Annotated in this window: 9 protein-coding genes and 1 pseudogene; 1 reads left to right on the forward strand and 9 read right to left on the reverse strand. The window is 69.7% G+C overall.

Annotation, left to right across the window (positions count from 1 at the left end):
• Positions 1-67: 67 nt before the first annotated feature.
• The 5 genes and pseudogenes from nrdF to ACT89H_RS00930 all read right to left on the reverse strand — a co-directional run bounded on the left by nrdF (position 68) and on the right by ACT89H_RS00930 (position 2941).
• Positions 68-1030, reverse strand: coding sequence for a class 1b ribonucleoside-diphosphate reductase subunit beta (nrdF, locus tag ACT89H_RS00910; RefSeq protein WP_445106542.1), 963 nt, complete (start codon positions 1028-1030; stop codon positions 68-70).
• A gap of 314 nt (positions 1031-1344) precedes the next feature.
• Positions 1345-1830, reverse strand: coding sequence for a DUF5753 domain-containing protein (locus tag ACT89H_RS00915; protein WP_445106543.1), 486 nt, complete (start codon positions 1828-1830; stop codon positions 1345-1347).
• A 196-nt stretch (positions 1831-2026) separates the two neighbouring features.
• A pseudogene (locus ACT89H_RS00920) lies at positions 2027-2179 on the reverse strand (helix-turn-helix domain-containing protein); the annotation flags it as partial.
• Entirely contained in the window at positions 2179-2676 is a 498-nt protein-coding gene (locus tag ACT89H_RS00925) for a DUF6879 family protein (protein WP_445106544.1), read from the reverse strand. The gene ACT89H_RS00925 and the pseudogene ACT89H_RS00920, both read right to left, overlap by 1 nt.
• Complete coding sequence (locus tag ACT89H_RS00930) at positions 2666-2941, reverse strand: hypothetical protein (protein ID WP_445106545.1); 276 nt, start codon at positions 2939-2941, stop codon at positions 2666-2668. Before ACT89H_RS00930 ends, ACT89H_RS00925 begins: the two co-directional genes overlap by 11 nt.
• Before the next feature lie 239 nt (positions 2942-3180).
• Here ACT89H_RS00930 and ACT89H_RS00935 point away from each other — a divergent pair, with 239 nt between their 5' ends.
• Positions 3181-3426, forward strand: coding sequence for a hypothetical protein (locus ACT89H_RS00935; protein WP_445106546.1), 246 nt, complete (start codon positions 3181-3183; stop codon positions 3424-3426).
• 90 nt (positions 3427-3516) lie between these two features.
• Here the strand turns inward: ACT89H_RS00935 and ACT89H_RS00940 are convergent, their stop codons facing one another.
• From ACT89H_RS00940 to ACT89H_RS00955, 4 genes are read right to left on the reverse strand one after another with little or no spacing between them, the layout of a single operon-like run.
• Complete coding sequence (locus tag ACT89H_RS00940; RefSeq protein WP_445106547.1) at positions 3517-4335, reverse strand: ABC transporter permease; 819 nt, start codon at positions 4333-4335, stop codon at positions 3517-3519.
• Entirely contained in the window at positions 4335-5153 is an 819-nt protein-coding gene (locus ACT89H_RS00945) for an ABC-2 transporter permease (RefSeq protein ID WP_445106548.1), read from the reverse strand. The genes ACT89H_RS00940 and ACT89H_RS00945 overlap by 1 nt, the downstream gene beginning before the upstream one ends.
• Positions 5150-6136: an ATP-binding cassette domain-containing protein gene (locus ACT89H_RS00950; RefSeq protein WP_445106549.1), complete on the reverse strand. Its 987-nt coding sequence runs from the start codon at positions 6134-6136 to the stop codon at positions 5150-5152. The genes ACT89H_RS00945 and ACT89H_RS00950 overlap by 4 nt, the downstream gene beginning before the upstream one ends.
• Positions 6133-19434 carry a non-ribosomal peptide synthetase gene (locus ACT89H_RS00955; protein ID WP_445106550.1) on the reverse strand — a complete coding sequence of 4434 codons (13302 nt, stop codon included), beginning with the start codon at positions 19432-19434 and terminating at the stop codon, positions 6133-6135. The genes ACT89H_RS00950 and ACT89H_RS00955 overlap by 4 nt, the downstream gene beginning before the upstream one ends.
• Positions 19435-19583: the final 149 nt, after the last annotated feature.

The raw sequence follows: 19583 nt of genomic DNA on the forward strand, positions 1-19583 counted from the left end.
GCTCGACAGACAAGGAGGGGCCCGGCATCACTGCCGGGCCCCGTTGTCCCACATCATAGTCGACGGTTCAGAACTCCCAGTCTTCGTCCTCGGTGTTGACCGCCTTGCCGATGACGTAGCTCGAGCCCGAACCGGAGAAGAAGTCATGGTTCTCATCGGCGTTGGGGGACAGTGCCGAGAGGATGGCCGGGTTCACCTCGGTTTCGTCCTTGGGGAACAGGCTCTCGTAGCCGAGGTTCATCAGCGCCTTGTTCGCGTTGTAGCGCAGGAACTTCTTCACGTCCTCGGTGAGGCCGACTTCGTCGTAGAGGTCCTGGGTGTATTCGACCTCGTTGTCGTAGAGCTCGAACAGCAGCTCGAAGGTGTAGTTCTTCAGCTCGTCGCGCTCGGCCTGGGAGACCAGCTCCAAGCCCTTCTGGTACTTGTAGCCGATGTAGTACCCGTGGACCGCTTCGTCCCGGATGATCAGCCGGATCATGTCGGCGGTGTTGGTCAGCTTGGCCCGCGACGACCAGTGCATGGGCAGGTAGAAGCCGGAGTAGAACAGGAAGCTCTCCAACAGCGTGGAGGCGACCTTACGCCTGAGCGGATCGTCGCCCCGGTAGTACTCCAGCACGATCTCGGCCTTGCGCTGGAGGTTGCGGTTCTCCTCCGACCAGCGGAACGCCTCGTCGATCTCGCGGGTGGAGCACAGCGTGGAGAAGATCGAGCTGTAGCTCTTGGCGTGCACCGACTCCATGAAGGCGATGTTGGTGAGCACCGCCTCTTCGTGCGGGGTGAGCGCGTCCGGGATCAGGCTCACCGCGCCGACCGTGCCCTGAATGGTGTCCAGCAGGGTCAGGCCGGTGAAGACCCGCATGGTCAGCTGCTTCTCGTCGGCGGTCAGGGTGTTCCACGACGGAATGTCATTGGAGACCGGCACCTTCTCCGGCAGCCAGAAGTTGCCGGTCAGCCGGTCCCAGACCTCGGCGTCCTTTTCGTCGGGCACCCGATTCCAGTTGATGGCCGACACTCGGTCGATCAGTTTCATCCTGCCTCCACGCCTTTCCCGAGCACGCTGCCGACGGAATATCGCCCTTCGAACACTACTCCTTGTGGCCGACATGTCCGCTCAGCACAACACCTTGTGTCGCTGCGGCAGGCGTCCCACGGGTGGGAGACCGCGGGGACGTGCCGCGCGCGGCCTCCTATTGTGCGGCACGCGGCCGTGGTGGACCGCATCGGCATCGCTGGTCGTTGTCAGGGCGGCCCTGGAACCCGCGTCACCGCGATGCGGGGCCGGCCGTCGTTCACCTCGCCGACCGACGGGCGTTCGATTCTGGGCGGACTGGGCCGACAAGGGCTTTACACCGCTCGAGTGGCCAGCGCCTTGCGGATCAGCCCCCGTGCCGCTTCGCCGGTCACGGACTGACCGACCAGGACATCGAACGTCCGGTGGTACACCGCTATCTCTCGTGGCTGAGTGATCGACAGCTCTGCTGTGATGTTCTCGACCAGAACACGGCTCGAATCGAACATCAGAAACGACGTGGTAGCCGTCTCGAACGGTGCGGGCATCGGCACGATTCCGAGCGTCACACGTGGCATACCTTGGACGGCTGAGAGCCGGTCGAGTTGGCCGACCATCGTCTGATCATCTCCTACGGTGGTGTACAAGGCTTGTTCACCGATGACGAAGTGGAACAAGTGGTCACGCTGGTACAGGACTTGTTGCCGCTGCATCCGCTTGGATACCCCCGCGTCCAGATCGTTCGGAATCTGCTGGAACTCGATTACCTTCCGCAGGATGCCCGCCGCGTAGTCGGCGGTCTGTAGAAGACCGGGAACCAAGACCGGTTCGAACGATCGGATGATCCGAGCTTCGGATTCCCACTTGATCGACGCTTGCTGTCTGCGCTTGGTTCCGGTACCGAGAATCTTCCGCCATTCGAGGTACGCGGTATCTATGCTCTGTCGCCGCGTGGAGGTCTGCTAGTTGGTCGCCCGCGTTGCAGTGTCGGCAGTACGCCGAGATGTCCTCCAGAGACGGCCGTATCCGGCCGTATTCGATCTTCGAGACCTTGCTTGCGTCCCATCCGCTACGGCGTGCCAACTCCGCACCGGACAACCCAGCGGCAACCCGAATACCCCGGAGTTGTGCGCCGAGATATTCGCGCTGCTGGTCGACTGAACCGGTCACTATCTGACGTACTCTCGATACGGGGTAGCCAGAGACCAGAACCGTTCTTTCAACCGCTGAGAGTAGGCGGCAATATTCGGGTCGGTGGTTACGGCACCCGACCAGCCTCCGGATTCACCGAATGCCGAGTAGATGACTTTATCGTCATCGAACAACCAGAAATCATCTGGCGGGACTTCCCCGGCGAGATGCCGGGGCAGATACCGAATATTTTCCCCCGCCTTGGTGTTGAGTTCCGCTATCCGCATAGAGAACCGGGTGTAGTCGGTGTGTGGCACGGTGACGATACGTACCCGTGTGACCGCCACGCCCCGGCTGGTCGTCTCCTGTACCAGGTCTGTCCACGGCTGGAACCATGCGTAGTCATCCGGCTCGTCTGCCAGGAATCGCCGGAACGGTTCATGCTCGTTCGGTTCGGCGTACGAGTCGAGCACTTCGAGGTGAAACGCTTCCCGCTTGCAGGTCCGGAGTAGGTCCGGGAACCCGTCATCGGGCACTAGCAGCACCGTAGAACGTCCTTTCCAGCTTCGGAACCTCGATGGCGGTTTCGTCGTCGGCGATGTCCAGCTGTGCGACTAGTTCCGGTTCGGTGACCGGCCGACCGGTGAGCCGGAATGTTCCCCGGCCGGTGTCGGTCAAAGTCGCACCGATGAACGTATCCGGTTCGAGGAAACCGAGTAGCAGGTGTGGCAGCTCGACGGTATCGGCCCGGTCTGTCTTCCACGCTTGGACGACGTACCCGCCGGGGTCGTTCGCCAGCAAGGTAGGGCACCCGTTGTTGGTGCTTGTTCGTGGCGTTCGCTGTCCCGAGCACCCCGCCGCCGTACCGGGGCGGTGGACACTCCTACACGGTGTCGGCCGCCTGCTACGCCGGCAAGTGGCGCGTCAGCGTCGGTATACGGGGCAAGATTCAGGGGACCAGTTCACCTACAACAACGCATCCGGCACCGTGGAGGTACCGACCTCGCAGTGCCACCCTCGATTCTGAAGGAGCCATCGGCGTGTCAACCCCCGAACCGGTCGAGTACCCGATCGATCCCGATAACCCACCGGAGTTTCCCGGAACGCTGCCCCGGGAGCTTTCGGTGACGCTGCGTGATCAGTTGCAGAAGATTGCCGAGGAAGTGAACCCGTACCTCGGTCCCGACCACCGGGCCATAGCCGCACTGGTTCAAGCCGCACAAGAGTTGGCCGCAGCCACCTTCCGCAAGTCGGGGCGTTACGCCGAGTACACGCCGGACGAGTGAGCCTGGAGGGGAGTCGAGACGACCGAAGACCCAGATCGGACTCGGGGGCACCGGTACGTAGCCCGACTGAGAGCTCTGAACAGGATCGGTTCAGCGTCTGCTGGCCCTGCGGTAGCCGATGCTCGCGGGCACCGCGAACAGGACGATCGCGCCGAGCGACCACACGACGGTCAGGGTGAGCGGGCGGGCGAGTGGTCCGCCGTAGGCGAGCGCGCGCATGGCGTCGACGCCCACCGACATCGGCTGGTTGTGTACCACCGGCTGAATCCATTTCGGGAAGGCGACCAGCGGCACGAAGCCGGTGCTGAAGAACATCATCAGTGAGGTGAGGATCGTGATGCTCTCCACCAGAGTGGACTTGGCGGTGAACACGGCGACCGAGGTGACGATGGTGGCGAAGGCGAGTCCGAAGAACACCGGCAGCGACAGGAAGACGATCGCCGCCGCGACGCCCTCGTGGAAGCGGAACCCGAGCACGAAGCCCACCAGCACGACGGCGATGGTGCACGCGAAGATGCGGCAGCCCTCGGCGAGCACCCGCGAGGCCAGACCGGAGGCGCGGTGCACGGGCAGCACCCAGAAGCGGGCGAGCAGGCCCGCGTCGCGTTCGCGGCCGAGCAGGACACCTCCGGCGACCGCACCGGAGAGCGCGCCGACCAAGGCGACCATGGGCACCGAGCCGTACAGCGCGCTCTCGCCGGTGAACTTCCTGATCTGCCCGCCGATCACGGTGTTGAGCATGATCAGCAGCAGGCAGGGGATGATCAGCGTCTCCAGCAGTGTGACCGGGTTGCGCGCCCAGCGCAGCAGTAGCCGCTGGGTTTGGATGAGCGTGTGCCGCAGCAGCGCCGACACCGACATCTCCGCGCCGGTGAGCAACCGATCCTGGTGTTCGGTCAGCAGTGCCATCACGCCCTCCTCGAGCTCAGCCGCATCGACAGCAGGACGCTGGTGGCAAGGTAGGCCAGCGCCCAGGCCAACGGCGGACCCAGCAGTGACCAGCTCACCGCACCCGCGTTCGGTCCGGTGTCACCGGCGAACGCCCGCAAGGCGATGGCCCACTGCGACACCGGCTGATTGCGCACGAACGGCTGCACCCATTCCGGGAACTGATCGGCAGGAGCGATCCCGGTGGACAGCATGCCGAGGATCAGCGGCGGTAGCACCAGCGCCTGTGCCGTCGCCTCCGGGTTGCGCGACATGGTGCCGATCACGTCGCCGCCCCAGATCAACGCGACCCCGATGAGCAGTGAGAACAGCACAAAACCGATCGTGTGCGCGAGGCCGTTGTAGAAGCGGAACCCGATGACGTGTCCGCAGATCGACGCGCTGATCAAGGCGATGATCAGGCGGAAGACGCTGCCGGACAGGCGCGCCGTGACCGGGATCAGCGGGCCGATCGGCATCGAGCCGAAGCGCCGGTTCAGCCCGGCGACCGAATCGGTGGCGGCGCGGAACGCCGCCGAGACCGCGGTGAAGGCGGCGGCCTGCAGGATCACCAACGGCATCATGTACTGCGCGTAACTGCTGAAGCCGGTGCCGATGACGGTCATGATGGTCTTCAGCGGAATGTAGAAACTGGCGGTGAACGTCACCGGCGCCAGCACCGAGGTGATCACCTCACCGCTCTGCGCCGAAGGGGCGATCAACCGGGTGGTCAGCACCCACCACTGCTGCGGCCGCAGCGGGGTGGCACGGGTCTGGCTGAGCCAGGTCGCCGCCGTCATGACACGCCCTCCCGCCGCGCGATCTCCTCCGTCGTCGCCAGATGCCCGGTCAACTGGAGGAACACGTCGTCGAGCGACGGGCGGCGCAGCGCGACGTCCACGAGGTCGAAGCCCGAGCTGTCCAGCCGGCGCAGCGCTTCCAGCAATGTCTTCGCGCCGTCCGGAGCGGGTATGGCGATCCGATCGGAGTCCGGACCCAGCGCGTCCCGGTTCTCCGGCGGCAGTAGCGAGCCCAGGGCGGCGGCGATGGCGGGCAGGTCCTTCAGATTCAGCGGCACCACCTCGCAGTAGCTGCCGCCGGTGCGCGCCTTCAGTTCGTCGGCGGTGCCCTGGGCGATCACCACCCCGTGATCGATGACGATGATCCGGTCGCTGAGCGCGTCGGCCTCCTCCAGGTACTGGGTGGTGAGCAGGGTGGTGATACCCGCCTTCTTGAATCCGGCGACCAGATCCCACACCCCTTGCCTACTGCGCGGATCCAGCCCGGTGGTCGGCTCGTCCAGGAACACCACGTCGGGCCGCACGACCAGACCGCAGGCGATGTCGATACGCCTGCGCATGCCGCCGGAGTAGGTGCCCACCCGGCGGCCCGCCGCGCGTTCGAGGTCGAATTCGGCGAGCAGTTCGTCCGCGCGGGCGCGGGCGGCCCGCTTGCGCAAACCCATCAGCCTGCCGAACATCACGAGATTCTCGTAGCCGCTGAGCATGTCGTCCAGCGCGGCGTACTGCCCGGTCAGCATGATGCTGCGGCGGACGGCCGCGGGGTCGGCCAGCACGTCGAACCCGGCGACCGTCGCACGGCCGCGGTCCGGCCGGATCAGCGTGGACAGGACGTTCACGGTGGTGGTCTTGCCCGCGCCGTTCGGTCCCAGGATGCCGAGCACCTCGCCCGGCTCGGCCGCGAAGTCGACTCCGCGTAGTGCCTTGACCGTGCCGAAGGATTTCTCGATCCCCTCGACGACGACTCCTTGGTCGGAATTCATCCCAGGCCTCCAAGATGTGCATCGAGCAGGCGCGCGACGACCGGAAGCACGTGCGGTGCGGTCAGTTCGTCGTGGGTCGCCTCGATGTCGTGGTTGATGATCTCGCCGGTCACGTACGGCCCCCAGCCGTCGGGACCGAAGATGTCGGAGGTGTCGACGATCGCGCTGAAGTACACGATGTCGCCGTCGAACACCGGACGGCGGTAGCCGGTTCTGGTCCGGGCGGCGGCGTTGTAGGACGCGGCCATGCGCTCCAGCGTCGGGGCGTCGATCAGCGACACCCCGCCGAGCCTTTCGCGGATCAGATCCGCCGCCTGCTGCGCGGACGCGTCCGCGGGGATGTCGTGGATGCCGAACACCGCGCCGAAGGTGTGCGCGAACGAGCCGGCGGTGAGCTGTTCGATGCTGTCGCCGTCGATGTCGGCGGTGTCGGCGTCCAGCAGCGCGACCACGCCCACCTCGGCGCCTTCGGCCTTCAGCCGCGCCGCCGCGGCGTGCGCGATCAGGCCGCCGAACGACCAGCCGAGCAGGTGGTAGGGCCCCTGGGGTTGCAGGGTCCGGATCTCTCGCACGTAGCGCTCGGCGAACTCCTCGATCGAACGCGCGGGCGGTTCGTGGCCGCCGAGGTCGGGCGCTTGCAGCCCGTAGATCGGGCGGCCGGGCGCGAGCGCGTCGGCGAATCCCAGGTAAGTCCAGGACATCCCGGACGACGGGTGGATGCAGAACAGCGCCGGTTGCTCGCCCCCGAGCCGGATCGGCAGCACCACGTCCAATCCGAGTCCGCCGGCCGCCGGAACGGGCGCAGACGCCGTGGCCGCCGCTTCCTCCTCGGCGGCGGTGCGGGCCGCCGCGGTATGGGCGAACCGGGCCGCGGCGCTCAGGGCGTCGATCCACAGATCGGCCAGTTCGGCGACCTCGTCCTGGTCGAGCAGGGTGGACGGGAAGCCGAAGCTCGCGCGTAGCCGGTCGCCGATCACGACCGCGTTCACGTCGATCGCCGAGTGCAGCGGCACGCCGGGGTCTTCGGCGACGTGCACATCGCCCAGGTCGTCGGTCGGCAGCCAGCCCAGACCCTCGAGTCCGGCCGGGATGTCGCCGCCGGCGTACCGGCCGAGGTAGTTGAAGCCGATCCGCCCCGGCAGCCGTCGCGGCAACTGCCGCGCGGTCTCGGAGTTGAGGTAGCGCAGCAAGCCGAAGCCGATGCCTTTGTCCGGCACCGCGAGCAGCTGATGCTTCACGGCGCGGATCGCCGCGCCCAACGCGGGACCGCCGGCGAGCGCGTCGTCGATGTCGATCTGTGCCAGGTCGAGGCGCACCGGGTAGATGCTGGTGAACCAGCCGACGGTGCGGGACAGATCGGCGCCGGGCACCACCTCTTCCTGACGGCCGTGACCTTCCAGGCGCAGCAGCGTCGACGGGTCGGCGTCGCGCCAGCGCGCCAGCGCCAGCGCCAAGGTGGCCAGCAGCGTGTCGTTGACGCTGCCCTGGAACAGGCCGGGCAGGGTGGTGAGCAGCGCGGTGGTGACCTCGGCGGACACCTCCCGCTCGACCATGCGCAGCGTGCCGGTCACGTCGACGGCGGGATCGAGCTCCCGGCCGCCGATCAGCGGATCGGGTCCGGCGAGCACGTCGTGCCAGTACGCCAGTTCGGCCACCCGATGCTGCGATCGCGCCTCCTCGGCCAGCGCATGGGCCCACCGCCGCATCGAGGTTCCGGTCTCCGCGAGCACCGGGGTGGCGCCCGCCGACACCTGGGCCCACGCGGCCACCAGGTCCGGAATCAGGATGCGCCAGGACACCCCGTCGATCACCAGGTGGTGCGCCAGCACGATCAGCCGGCCCGATCCGGTGCGCGACCCCGCGTCGCCCACCGGGTCCAGCCAGATGAATTGCAGGACCGTGCCGTCGGCCGGATCGAGCCGGTCGGCCGCGGCGTCCAGCTCGGTCATGGCGAACTCGTGCAGTTCGATCGGATCGACGGCGGTGAACTCGACGCGGTGCACCAGCGCGTCCACGTCGACCGATCCGGGCGGGCCGACCAGCACGCGTGGCCCGTCCACGCCGTCGTCCACCAGCCGGGCGCGCAGCATGTCGTGCCGGTCCACCGCGGCGGTGAGCACCGCGACGATCTGCGACCGCTCGATGCCGACCGGCAACTCGAGGACCGCGGTCTGGGCGAAGCGGTCGTGGTTCCCGCCGCGTTCCAGCATGTAGTGCACGATCGGCGGGAGCGGCAGTTCACCCACGCCGCCGCCGGGCAGCTCCGCCAAGGTCACCGCGGTGCCCGCCGCGTCGACGGCCTCGGCCAGCGCCGCCACCGTGCGGTGCTCGAACACCTGCAGCGGGGTGCAGGTGATGCTCTGCTGCTTGGCGCGCGACACCAGCTGGATCGCCAGGATGCTGTCGCCGCCCAGCGCGAAGAACGAGTCGTCGGCGCCCACCCGCGGCACGCCGAGCAACTCGCCGAAGATCGCGGCCAGCCGCTGTTCGGTCGGCGTGACCGGTGCGCGGTACTCGGTGTGGTCGGCCCGGAACTGCGGTGCGGGCAATGCCTTGCGGTCCAGCTTGCCGACCGCGTTGAGCGGGATCTCGTCCAGCACGACGAACGCCGAGGGCACCATGTAGCCGGGCAGGATGTCGGCGGCGAAGGCGCGCACCTTCGCCACGTCGAGCTCGGTCCCGGGCGTGCGGACCAGGTAGGCGGCCAGCGCGGTGGCCCCGGTGGGGCCGGGCACGCCGAGCGTCACCGCGAAGTCGACGCCGTCGGCGCGGCCGAGCACCGCGTCGATCTCGCCCAGCTCGATCCGTTGTCCGCGCACCTTGACCTGGAAGTCGGTGCGGCCCAAGTACTCCAGTTCGGGCCCGGCGTCGCCGCGGATCCAGCGCACCAGATCACCGGTGCGGTACATCCGTTCCCCCGGGGTGCCGAACGGTCCGGCGACGAAGCGGGCGGCGGTCAGGCTCGCTCGCGCGTGGTAGCCGCGCGCCAGCGCCGGTCCGGCGAGATACAGTTCGCCCGCCACGCCGAACGGAACCGGCCGCAGCCGGTCGTCGAGCACCAGCACCTGCGCGCCCTGCACCGGAGTGCCGATGGACACCGGCTCGCCCACCACCAGCGGCGCCGAAGCTGTTGCCCAGATGGTCGATTCGGTGGGCCCGTACAGGTTGACCAGGGCGCGTCCGGTGGCCCAGCGTTCGACCAGTTCCTCGCCGACCGCCTCGCCTGCCACCGCGAGCACCCGCACGCTGGTCACCTCGGTGGGGTCGAGCGTCGCCAGCGCGGAGGGAGTGATCACCATGTGGCTGACCTGTTCGGTGTCGATCAGCTCGGCCAGCGCGCCGCCACCGAACACCTCCGGCGGCGCGACCACCGCCGCGCCCCCGGAACCGAACGCCATGATCGCCTCGAACACCGACGCGTCGAAACTCGGCGAGGCCACGTGCAGCACCCGGGAGTGCTCGTCCAGGCCGAGCGAAAATCGTTGCGCCGCGACGAGATCCGCGATGCCGCGATGGGAGACCGAGACGCCCTTCGGCGTGCCCGTCGAGCCGGAGGTGTAGATCATCCACGCCGCGTTGTCCGGCCGGATGGGACCAGGTAGCTCGCGATCGCTCAGCGGGCGGCTGCTCGCGGCGCCCCACCGCTCGACAAGCGCGAGGTCGTCGAGCACCAGCCAGTTCGTGCTGTCGGGCAGCGTGGGCCGGAAGGCGGCGACGGTCAGCCCGAGCGTCGCGCCGGAATCGGTGAGCATGTGGTCGATGCGCTCGACGGGGTGCTTCGGATCGACCGGAAGGAACGCCGCGCCGGCCTTCGCCGCGGCCCACATGCCGACGAGCAGTTCCGTCGAACGCGCAAGCCCCAGTGCGACCACGGTTTCCGGACCGCCGCCCGCCTCGAGCAGGAGTCGGGCGAGGCGATTGGCGTGCGCGTCGATCTCGGCATAGGTGGTGGTCTGTCCGTCGGACACCAAGGCGATGCGATCGGGGTACCGCCGCACGGTCTCGGCCAGCAGATCCGGCAGGGTCGTGGCCGCTGCGGCCGCGGGACCGCGCACCGGCACCAGCGTCGCCCGTTCGTTGTCGTCGAGGATGTCGATATCGGCGATGCGGACCTCGGGTCGCGCCAGCACGGCCGCGAGCACGCGCCGCCACCGGGTGGCGAACGCGGCCGCCGTCGTCTCGTCGAACAGATCCGTGGCGTAGGTCAGCACGGCCTCGATGCCGGCCGGACCGCGGTCGGTGAAGCGCTCGCGCAGGTCCAGGGTCAGATCGAACTGGGAGGCGTCGCGCTCGACGTCCTCCACCTCGAACCGGAGGCCGGGCAGTTCCAGCACGGGTTCGACGAAGTTCTGCAGTGACAGCGAGACCTGGAACAGCGGGTGGTGCGCGGTCGAGCGAGCCGGATCCAGCACCTGGACCAGTCGCTCGAACGGCACATCCGCGTTGGCGAACGCGTCCAGGTCCGTGGACCGGACGGTGTCCAGGAACGCGGCGAAGCCCGCGCCGGGATCCACCGGCGTCCGCAGTGCCAGTGTGTTGACGAACATTCCGACGAGCTGGTCGAGCGCCGCTTCGCCGCGCCCGGCGACCGGGGTGCCGATCAGCACGTCGTCGGTGGTGGCCAGACGCGCGAGCAGTACCGCGAGCGCCGCGTGCACGACCATGAACGGGCTGACGCTGTGCGCGGTGGCGAAGTCCACCAGCGCTCGGTGCGTCTCGGCGTCGACGGTGAAGCCGAAGTCGGCGCTGCGCATGGTCTGCACCGCGGGGCGCGGCCGGTCGGAGGGCAGTTCCAGCACGTCGGGCGCGCCCGCGAGGGTCGCGCGCCAGAACTCGATCTGCCGGGCCGCCAACGACTCCGGGTTCGCCTCGTCGCCGAGCAGCTCGCGATGCCACAGCGCGAAGTCGGCGTACTGCACCGGGAGCGGGACGCGTTCGGCGTGCCCGCCCGCGGCCCGCTCGGAGTAGGCGGCGACCAGGTCGGCGGCCAGCGGCGCCATCGATGCCCCGTCCGCGCTGATGTGGTGCACCACGAGCACGACGACGTGCACCGGCGGCGTGGCGGCGATCGCGCCGGAACTCGCGGTGTAACTCGACGAGACCGGCGCGGTCGCGGCCGTGGGCCCGGACGAGACCGGCGCTTCGTTCGTGGACGGAGCCGACGACACCGGTGCCGCACTCGCGGAGGGCTCGACGCCGTCACGGATCCGGAACAGGCCCACCCGCAGCGGCGGCTGAGTGGCGAGATCGAAGCCGGTTCCCGCCGATTCGGTGATGCGCTCACGCAGTCGCGCGCCGTCCTCGGTATCGACCACCGGCATCGCGGGCACGGCCACCTCGGCGTCCACGACGACTTGACGCGGCCCTTCCGAATCGGCGGGGTAGAGCGTGCGCAGACTCTCGTGCCGGTCGACCACATCGACCAGCGCCGCGCGCAGCGCCGGGACATCCAGCTCTCCGGTGAGCCGTAGGGCCACCGCGATGTTGTAGGCGGCGGAAGCCGGATCCATCCGGTTGAGCACCCACATGCGCTGTTGCGCGGGAGACAGCGGCACCCGATCCGGCCGGATCCGCGGCGCGAGGCCGAACCCGCCCGGCGCCGCGCCGGCGGCGGGCACCACCCGGGCCGCCAGCTGGGCCACGGTCGGCGCGTCGAACAGATCGCGCAGCGCGATCCGAGAGCCGAGCGCCGCGTTCACCCGCGCCACCACCTTGGTGGCGCTCAACGAGTTGCCGCCGAGTTCGAAGAACGACTGGTCGACGCCGACGCGTTCGCGGTCGAGCACCTCGCCGAACACCGCGGCCACCGCCTCCTCCACCGGCGTGCGCGGTGCGAGATAGGGCCGGTGGCTGTCGGAGAAGTCCGGCACCGGAAGGGCTTTGCGGTCCAGCTTGCCGACCGGGGTGAGCGGAATGGTGTCCAGCACGACGAGGTAACCGGGCACCATGTAGCCGGGCAGTTCGGCGGCCACCCGCGCGCGCAGCCGCTCGACGTCCAGTCGCACGCCCTGGGCGGGCAGCACATAGGAGACCAGCACGGTGGTCCCGGCGGGACCGGTGCGCCCGATGGTCACCGCGTACTCGACCTCGTCGTCGCGGGAGAGCACCGCGTCGATCTCGCCCAGCTCGACGCGCAGACCGCGGATCTTGACCTGGAAATCGCTGCGACCCAGGTACTCCAGCTCGGGACCGTCGCCGTTGTCGACCCAGCGCACCATGTCGCCGGTGCGGTACATCCGCTCGCCGGGTGCGCCGAAGGGGTCGGCGACGAATCTGCTCGCGGTCATCTCGAAACGGTTGAAATAGCCGCGCGCCAGCGCCGGACCGGCGAGGTACAGCTCACCGGGCACGCCCATCGGCACCGGACGCAACCAGGCGTCCAGCACCACGGTGGCCGCGCCGCGGATCGGCCCGCCGATCGTGATCGGCTCGCCGGTGACGAGCTCACCCGGCCCGGTCGCCCAGATGCTGAACTCGGTGGGGCCGTACAGGTTCACCATCCGCCTGCCCGGCGCCCACCGCTCGATCAGCTCCGGTGTCGCCGCCTCGCCCGCTACCGCCAGCACGCGCAGGTGCTCCAGCCCGGCGGGTTCCATGGTGGCCAGCGCCGACGGCGTGATCACGGCGTGGGTGACGCGCTGGGTGCGCAGCAGCGTTTCCAGTTCGGTTCCGCCGTAGACGTCCGGCGGCGACACCACCAGCCTGCCGCCCGCGCCGTGCGCGATGAGCAGTTCGAACACCGAGGCGTCGAAGCTCGGCGACGCCACCTGCAGCGCGCTGACGGTGGGGTCGAGCGCGAGCGTCTGCCGTTGCGCGCTGACGAGATTCGCGATGCCACGGTGGCTGAGCAGCACGGCCTTGGGTTTGCCGGTGGAGCCGGAGGTGTAGATCAGGTACGCCGTCTGGTCCAGGTCGATCGCGCCGCCGCGTTCCTCGTCGGTGATCGGCGCTTCGGACACCGTCATCACCCGCCGGATGGTGTTCAGATCGTCGAGCAGCAACCAGTCGATCGTGCCGGGCAGCGTCTCACCGGTCGCGGTGACCGTCACGCCGATCGGGGCCTTGGAGTCGCTGAGCATGTGCTCGATGCGCTCCACCGGGTAGTTCGGGTCCAGCGGCGCGAACGCCGCGCCGGTCTTGGCCAGCGCCCATACGGCGATCACCGATTCCAGTGAGCGGGTCAGGGCCAGCACGACGAACACCTCGCGCCCGACGCCGCGGCGCAGCAGCACCCGGGCGTAGCGGTTGGACCAGGCGTCCAGCTCGGCATAGGACATGGTGAGCTCGCCCGCGGTGATCGCGATCGCGTCCGGATCGATCCGCGCGCCGGCGGTGAGCAGCTCGGGCAGCGTGGCCTGCGGCACCGACTCCGGGCCGTGTACCGGCACCAGCGCGGCGCGCTCGGCGTCGTCGCAGTACTGCAGCTGGGAGACCAGCGCGCGCGGGTTGTCCGCGAGCTGGTTCAGCAGCCGGACGAAGCGATCCAGCAGGGGCCGGGCCTGCTCCACCGGCAGCTGATCGGCCAGGTATTTCAGCGTGACCCGCAGCGTGTCGCGGCCCTCGTCGCCGCGCAGCGGAATCACCATGAGGTTCAGCGGATACGGCGTAGCGTCGGTGCCTTCCACGCCGAGCACGCGCATGCCCGCGATGTCCAGTGCCTGCGACAGCGCTTCCCGATCGATGGGGTAGGACTCGAACACGGTGAGCGTGTCGAACAATTCGGCGAGGCCGACCGCCTGGTGGATGGCGGCGAGCCCGACGTGCTGATGGTCCATCAGCCGCGCCTGCTCGGATTGCAGGCGTGCGAGCAGGTCGGCCACCTTCTCCGCCGGATCCAGGCGCACCCGCACCGGCAGCGTGTTGATGAACAGGCCGACCATCTCCTCGACCCCGGCCAGTTCCGGCGGCCGTCCCGAGACCGTGCCGCCGAACACCACGTCGGTGCGACCGGTCAGCATGGCCAGCAGCATCGCCCACGCGGCCTGCACCAAGGTGTTCACCGTCGCGCCCGCTTCGCGGCCCGCGGTCTCCAGCCCGGCCACGGTGTCGCGGGACAGGTCGACGGAGATCATGCCGGTTTCGGTCGATTCGATTCCGGCGAGGGTGGGCACCGCGCGGGTCGGCGTGTCGATGCCGGCCAGCGACTCGGTCCAGGCGGCGAGGGATTCCGCGTCGTCCTTGGTCTGCAGCCAGGTCAGGAACTCGCGATAGGAGTGCGCGGGCGGCATGGCCGCGGCGTCGCCGTCGGTGACGTAGAGGGTGAGCAGTTCGCGCACCAGCAGCGGCGTCGACCAGCCGTCCAGCACCAGGTGGTGATTGGTCAGCACGAAACGGTAGGTGTCCGGGGCGATCCGGATGAGCATGCAGCGCAGCAGCGGGGGCCGGGTGAGCTCGAACCGGGTACGGGCGTCCACCGCGATCAGCCGGTCGAGCTCCCGGGCGCGCTCGGCCTCGTCGGCGATCCCGGTGAGGTCCGCTTCCCGCCAGTCGATCTCGGCGTCGGCCAGGACGAGCTGACGTGGACCGTCCTCGGTCTCGACGAAGGCGACGCGCAGGTTGTCGTGCCGGGTCACCAAAGCCTGTGCGGCGCGGCGCAATCGGGCCGCGTCGACGGTTCCGGCCAGCGTGAGCAGCGACTGCACCGTATAGCCGTCGGCGGTGTCGGAGTCGTACAGCGCGTGGAACAGCAGCCCGTACTGTAGCGGCGAGAGCGGCCACACATCGGCGAGATTCGGGTAGGCGCGCTCCCAGGCGTCGATCTGCGCCTGGGTGACGGTGACCAGGTCGAAGTCCGACGGCGTGCGTCCGCCCGCGCTCGTGGACGCGGTGTGCCGGGCCAGCGCGCCGAGCGCCTGCTCCCACAGCGCGGTGAGTTCGCCGAGATCGGCCTCGTCGAACAGCCGCCCGGCGTAGGCCCAGGTCACCTCGAGCCCGGCAGCGGTGCGCACGGCGTTGATGTCGACCGCGGCGGCCAGCGGCGCGCGGTCGTCCTGGGTCGCGGCGAACCGGCGCGGCAGCCACGGTTCCGCGTCGCCGCCGGTGGACGCGCGCCCGAGATAGTTGAAGCTGATCTGTGGGGTGGGTGCGTCCGCCAGCGCCGCCGCGGTGTCCGGGACCAGATAGCGGAGCATGCCGAACCCGATGCCCTTGTCCGGCAGGGCGCGCAGCTGCTCCTTGGTCGCCTTGATCGCGGCTCCCGCCGCGGGCCCGCCCGCGAACGCGTCCGCCAGGTCGATGGCGGTCAGATCGACCGCGACGGGGTAGACGCTGGTGAACCAGCCCACCGTGCGCGCCAGGTCGGCGCCCGGCAGGACGGTCTCGGCGCGGCCGTGGCCCTCGAGCGTGAACACCGTGGAGGTGCGCCCGCGCCACCGGGCCACCGCGAGCGCGAGCCCGGCCAGCAGCACGTCGTCGGCGCCGCAGTGGAAGCGTTCCGGCGCGGTGGTGAGCACGGACTGTGCGATGTCCGGCGGCACGACGGTCGTCAGGTGCGCCATGGAACCCACCACGTCGACGGCCGGGTCCATCGGCGCCGAGCCGAGCGCGGGATCGGGCGTGGCCACGATGCGCTGCCACAGCGGCAGTTCGCCGGTGCGCGTGGCCGCGTGCTCGCGCTGGCCGTGCGCCCAGCGCCGGAAGGAGGTGCCGACCGGCGCGAGTTCGGCGCCCAGTGCGGCGGTGGCCAGATCCGGCAGCAGGATCCGCCAGGAAACGCCGTCGGTGACGAGATGGTGCAGCACCAGCCACAGCAGCGGCGCGGCGTCGGCGCGCTCGATCCACACGAAACGCGCGACCACGCCCGTCTCCGGATCGAGCAGGTCGGCGGCGCGCTGCAACGCGCGCTCGCAGGTCTCGTCCAGGTCGGCGTCCGCGGTCACGACTTCCAGCAGGGCGCCCGCGTTCACCGCACCGGGTTCGGCGACCACCCAGCTCCAGCCGTCGCCCGCGCTGCGCAGCGTCGAGCGCAGCAGGTCGTGCCGGTCGAGCAGCGTTGCGAGGGCGGCCACGAGATCCGCGCGCCGCATCCCGGATGGCAGCTCGATCAGCACCGCCTGGGCGAACCGCCGCCAGGTGTCGCCGGTCTCGAGCATCGCGTGCACGATCGGCGTGAGCTCTACCTCGCCGACCCCGCCGCCGGGCAGCTCGTGCACCACTCCGGTCGGCACGTCGGTGGCCACCGCGGCCAGCGCCGCGACGGTCTTGCGCTCGAAGACATCCCGTGCGCCGAACCCGAGTCCGGCCGCCTTCGCCCGCGACACCAGCTGGATCGAGACGATGCTGTCGCCGCCGAGCGCGAAGAAGCTCTCGTCGACCCCCACCGATTCCAGGCCGAGCACCTCCGCGAACAGCGCGGCGAGCGTCTCCTCGCGTGGCGTGGACGGCGGCCTGCTCGCCGTGGCGCGCGCGCCGAAATCCGGTGCGGGCAGCGCCTTGCGGTCCACCTTGCCCAGCGGCGTGAGCGGAAGATCGTCCAGCACCATGATCACCGAGGGCACCATGTAGGCCGGAAGCGATTCTCCGACAGCGGCTTTCAGCGCCTCAGCGTGGATGTGCGCACCCGGCTCCGGCAGCACGTACGACACCAGCGCGGTCGCGCCCGAACCGGTTTCGACGCCGAGGGTGAGCGCGAAGTCGACATCGGGCTGCCGCTGCAAGGCGGCGTCGATCTCGCCGAGCTCGATGCGGAAGCCGCGCACCTTCACCTGGAAGTCACTGCGGCCCTGGTACTCCAGTTCCACGTGCCCGTCGTTGTGCACCCAGCGCACGAGGTCGCCGGTGCGGTACATGCGCTCACCCGTGCCGTACGGGTCGGCGACGAAACGGTCGGCGGTCAGCCCGTTGCGCCGGTGGTAGCCGCGCGCGAGGCCGGGACCGGAGAGGTAGAGCTCGCCGACGGTGCCCGGCGGCAGCGGCCGCAGCCATGGATCGAGGACCACCGCCGACACGTCGCGGGCCAGACGGCCGATGGTGACCGGGCCGTCCGGCGTCAGCGGGGCGCTGAGGCTGACGGTGATGGTGGTCTCGGTGGGGCCGTAGCCGTTCAGCAGGGTCCGGCCCGCCCACTTCGTCACCAGCTCGGGCGGGCAGGCGTCACCGCCCACGATCACAGTGCGCAGCTGTGGCAGGGTCGCCGGGTCGAGCGATCCCACGACCGCCGGGGTCACGTTGAGGTGGGTGACGCGGTGGGCGCGCAGTACCCGGGCCAGCTCCTCGCCCGCGTACGCCGACGGCGGCACCACGGCCAGCGTCGCGCCGGACGCCAGCGTGACCAGGATCTCCTCGACCGAGATGTCGAAACTCGGCGACACGGCATGGGCGACGACGGACTGGCGGTCGATGCCGAATCCGGCGCCGGAACTCGCCACCAAGTTGGCCAGCCCGCGGTGCGGGACCAGCACGCCCTTCGGGAGTCCGGTGGAACCGGAGGTGTAGATGACGTAGGCGGCTTGGTCCGGGTGCATCGCGGCCGTGCGGTCGGCGTCGGTCAGCGGCGCGGCGTCCCGCTCGGCCATCGCCCGCTCGGTGCCCTCGTCGTCGAGGACGAGCCAGGACACCCGGCGCGGCAACGACTTTCGCGCGGCGGCCAGCGTGATGCCCGCGACGACACCGCTGTCGCCGACCATGTGCTCGATCCGGTCGGCCGGGTAGGTGGGGTCGATCGGCACGAACGCCGCGCCGGTCTTGGCCACCGCGATCGTCGCCAGCACCGAGGCGATGGACCGTGGGATGGAGATCGCCACGGTGCGCTCGGGCCCGGCGCCCGCGGCGATCAGCACCCGGGCCAGCCGGTTGGTGTAGTCGTCGACCTCGCGGTAAGTCATCGCGGTCTCGTCCGCCACCAGCGCGGTCGCCAGCGGATCGCGGGCAGCGCCCGCGGCGAGCAGGCCGGGCAGCGTCCGCGCCGCGACACCCGCGGGCCCGCGGGCGGGTGCGAATCCGGTGCGCTCGTCGTCCGACAGCACCGGCACGCTCGCCAGCGGCGCGTCCGGTCCGGCGGCCAAGAAACGGTGCAGGAACGACAGGAAGCGGCGGTGCTGCCCGGACAGCTCGGCGTCGGTGTAGAGGTTGCCGTTGGCCTGGAAGTCGATATGCGTGCTCTCGCCGCCGACACCCGGATACAGGTTGACGAAAAGGTCGTCGATCAACCCCGAGGTCAGCACGTGCAGCCGCCCGGTGACCGGGCCGAGCTGGATTCTGGTGTCGACCATCATCAGGTTCACCGAGGGGCCGAAGGAGCCGGCCTCATCCATCGGCCGGCCGAGATCGCGGAAGATGTCCTCCTGCCGGTAGCGCTGGCGCCGTAGCGCCCCGGTCAGCTCACCCTGCGCCGCCCGGATCACGTCGCCGACGGTCGTGTGGGGCGTCATCCGCAGCCGCAGCGGGACCACGTTGGCGATCATGCCGCCGGAACGGCGCAGTGTCGCGGTGGTGCGCGCGGACACCGGCAGGCTGAGCACGACTTCCGGTGCGCCGGTCATCGCGGACAGATACGCGCCGAAGGCGGCGACCACGGTCGGCGCGACACCCGAGGACACCTGCTCGGCGACGGCGTCCAGCAGCTGTCCGGTGTCGGCGGGCAGCGCGCCGGTGGCCCGCCTCGGATGCCCGTCCACCGGTGCGGTACGACCGGCCAGGCTCACCGGATCGGCCATGCCGTCCAGGTGCGCCAGCCAGTGCTCCCGGTCCGCGCCGAACCGCTCCGAACTGCGGTAGGCCAGATCCGCCTCGACGATCTTGCGCAGGTCCTCCGCCTTCGCAGGCGACGCCTCGCGGCCTTCGACGGCGGCGTTGTACAGCTCTCCGGTGCGCTGCACCATGGTCAGCGCGCCCATGCCGTCGAGCACGATGTGGTGGATCCGCGAATACCAGAACCAGCGGTCCGCGCCGACGCGCAGCATGGCGATGCGTACCAGCCGGTCGCGGGTCAGCTCCAGCGGGGCCTCGTACTCCGCGCGCATCCACGCGTGCGCGGCCGCCTCCGGATCGGGTTCGGAGCGGAAGTCCAGCGTCTCCAGACTGTCGTCGAGCGTGGGGTCGACGAATTGGAACGGATGCCCCCCCACCTCGACGAGGCGCAGGTAGCCGGTACCGAATTCACGCCCGGCCTGCCGCGCCGAACGCGCGAGCAAGTCGACGTCGATCGGACCGTTGAGTTCGACGTACTGGGCGATCGAGATCGGAGTAGCACCGGCGACGTGCTGGGCGAACCAGATGCCGCGCTGTGCCGCCGAGAGGGCGAAGGCCCCGTCGGGAAGAACTGTGTCCGGGTCTTGCGCCGAAAGGGAAGGCTGTTGCATGAAGTGTCCTACATTCTGACCGCGATCGGGCCGATCGACAGTGACCACCCGTAGTCACCGCGGTAGCGGTAGTACCTGCTGCCGCACAGCACGCGGCAAGTCAATTCTGAACCGGCGCGGTCGGCGCTGCGGGGATATTGGGCACACTG

It is taken from the genome of Nocardia aegles, assembly GCF_052545135.1.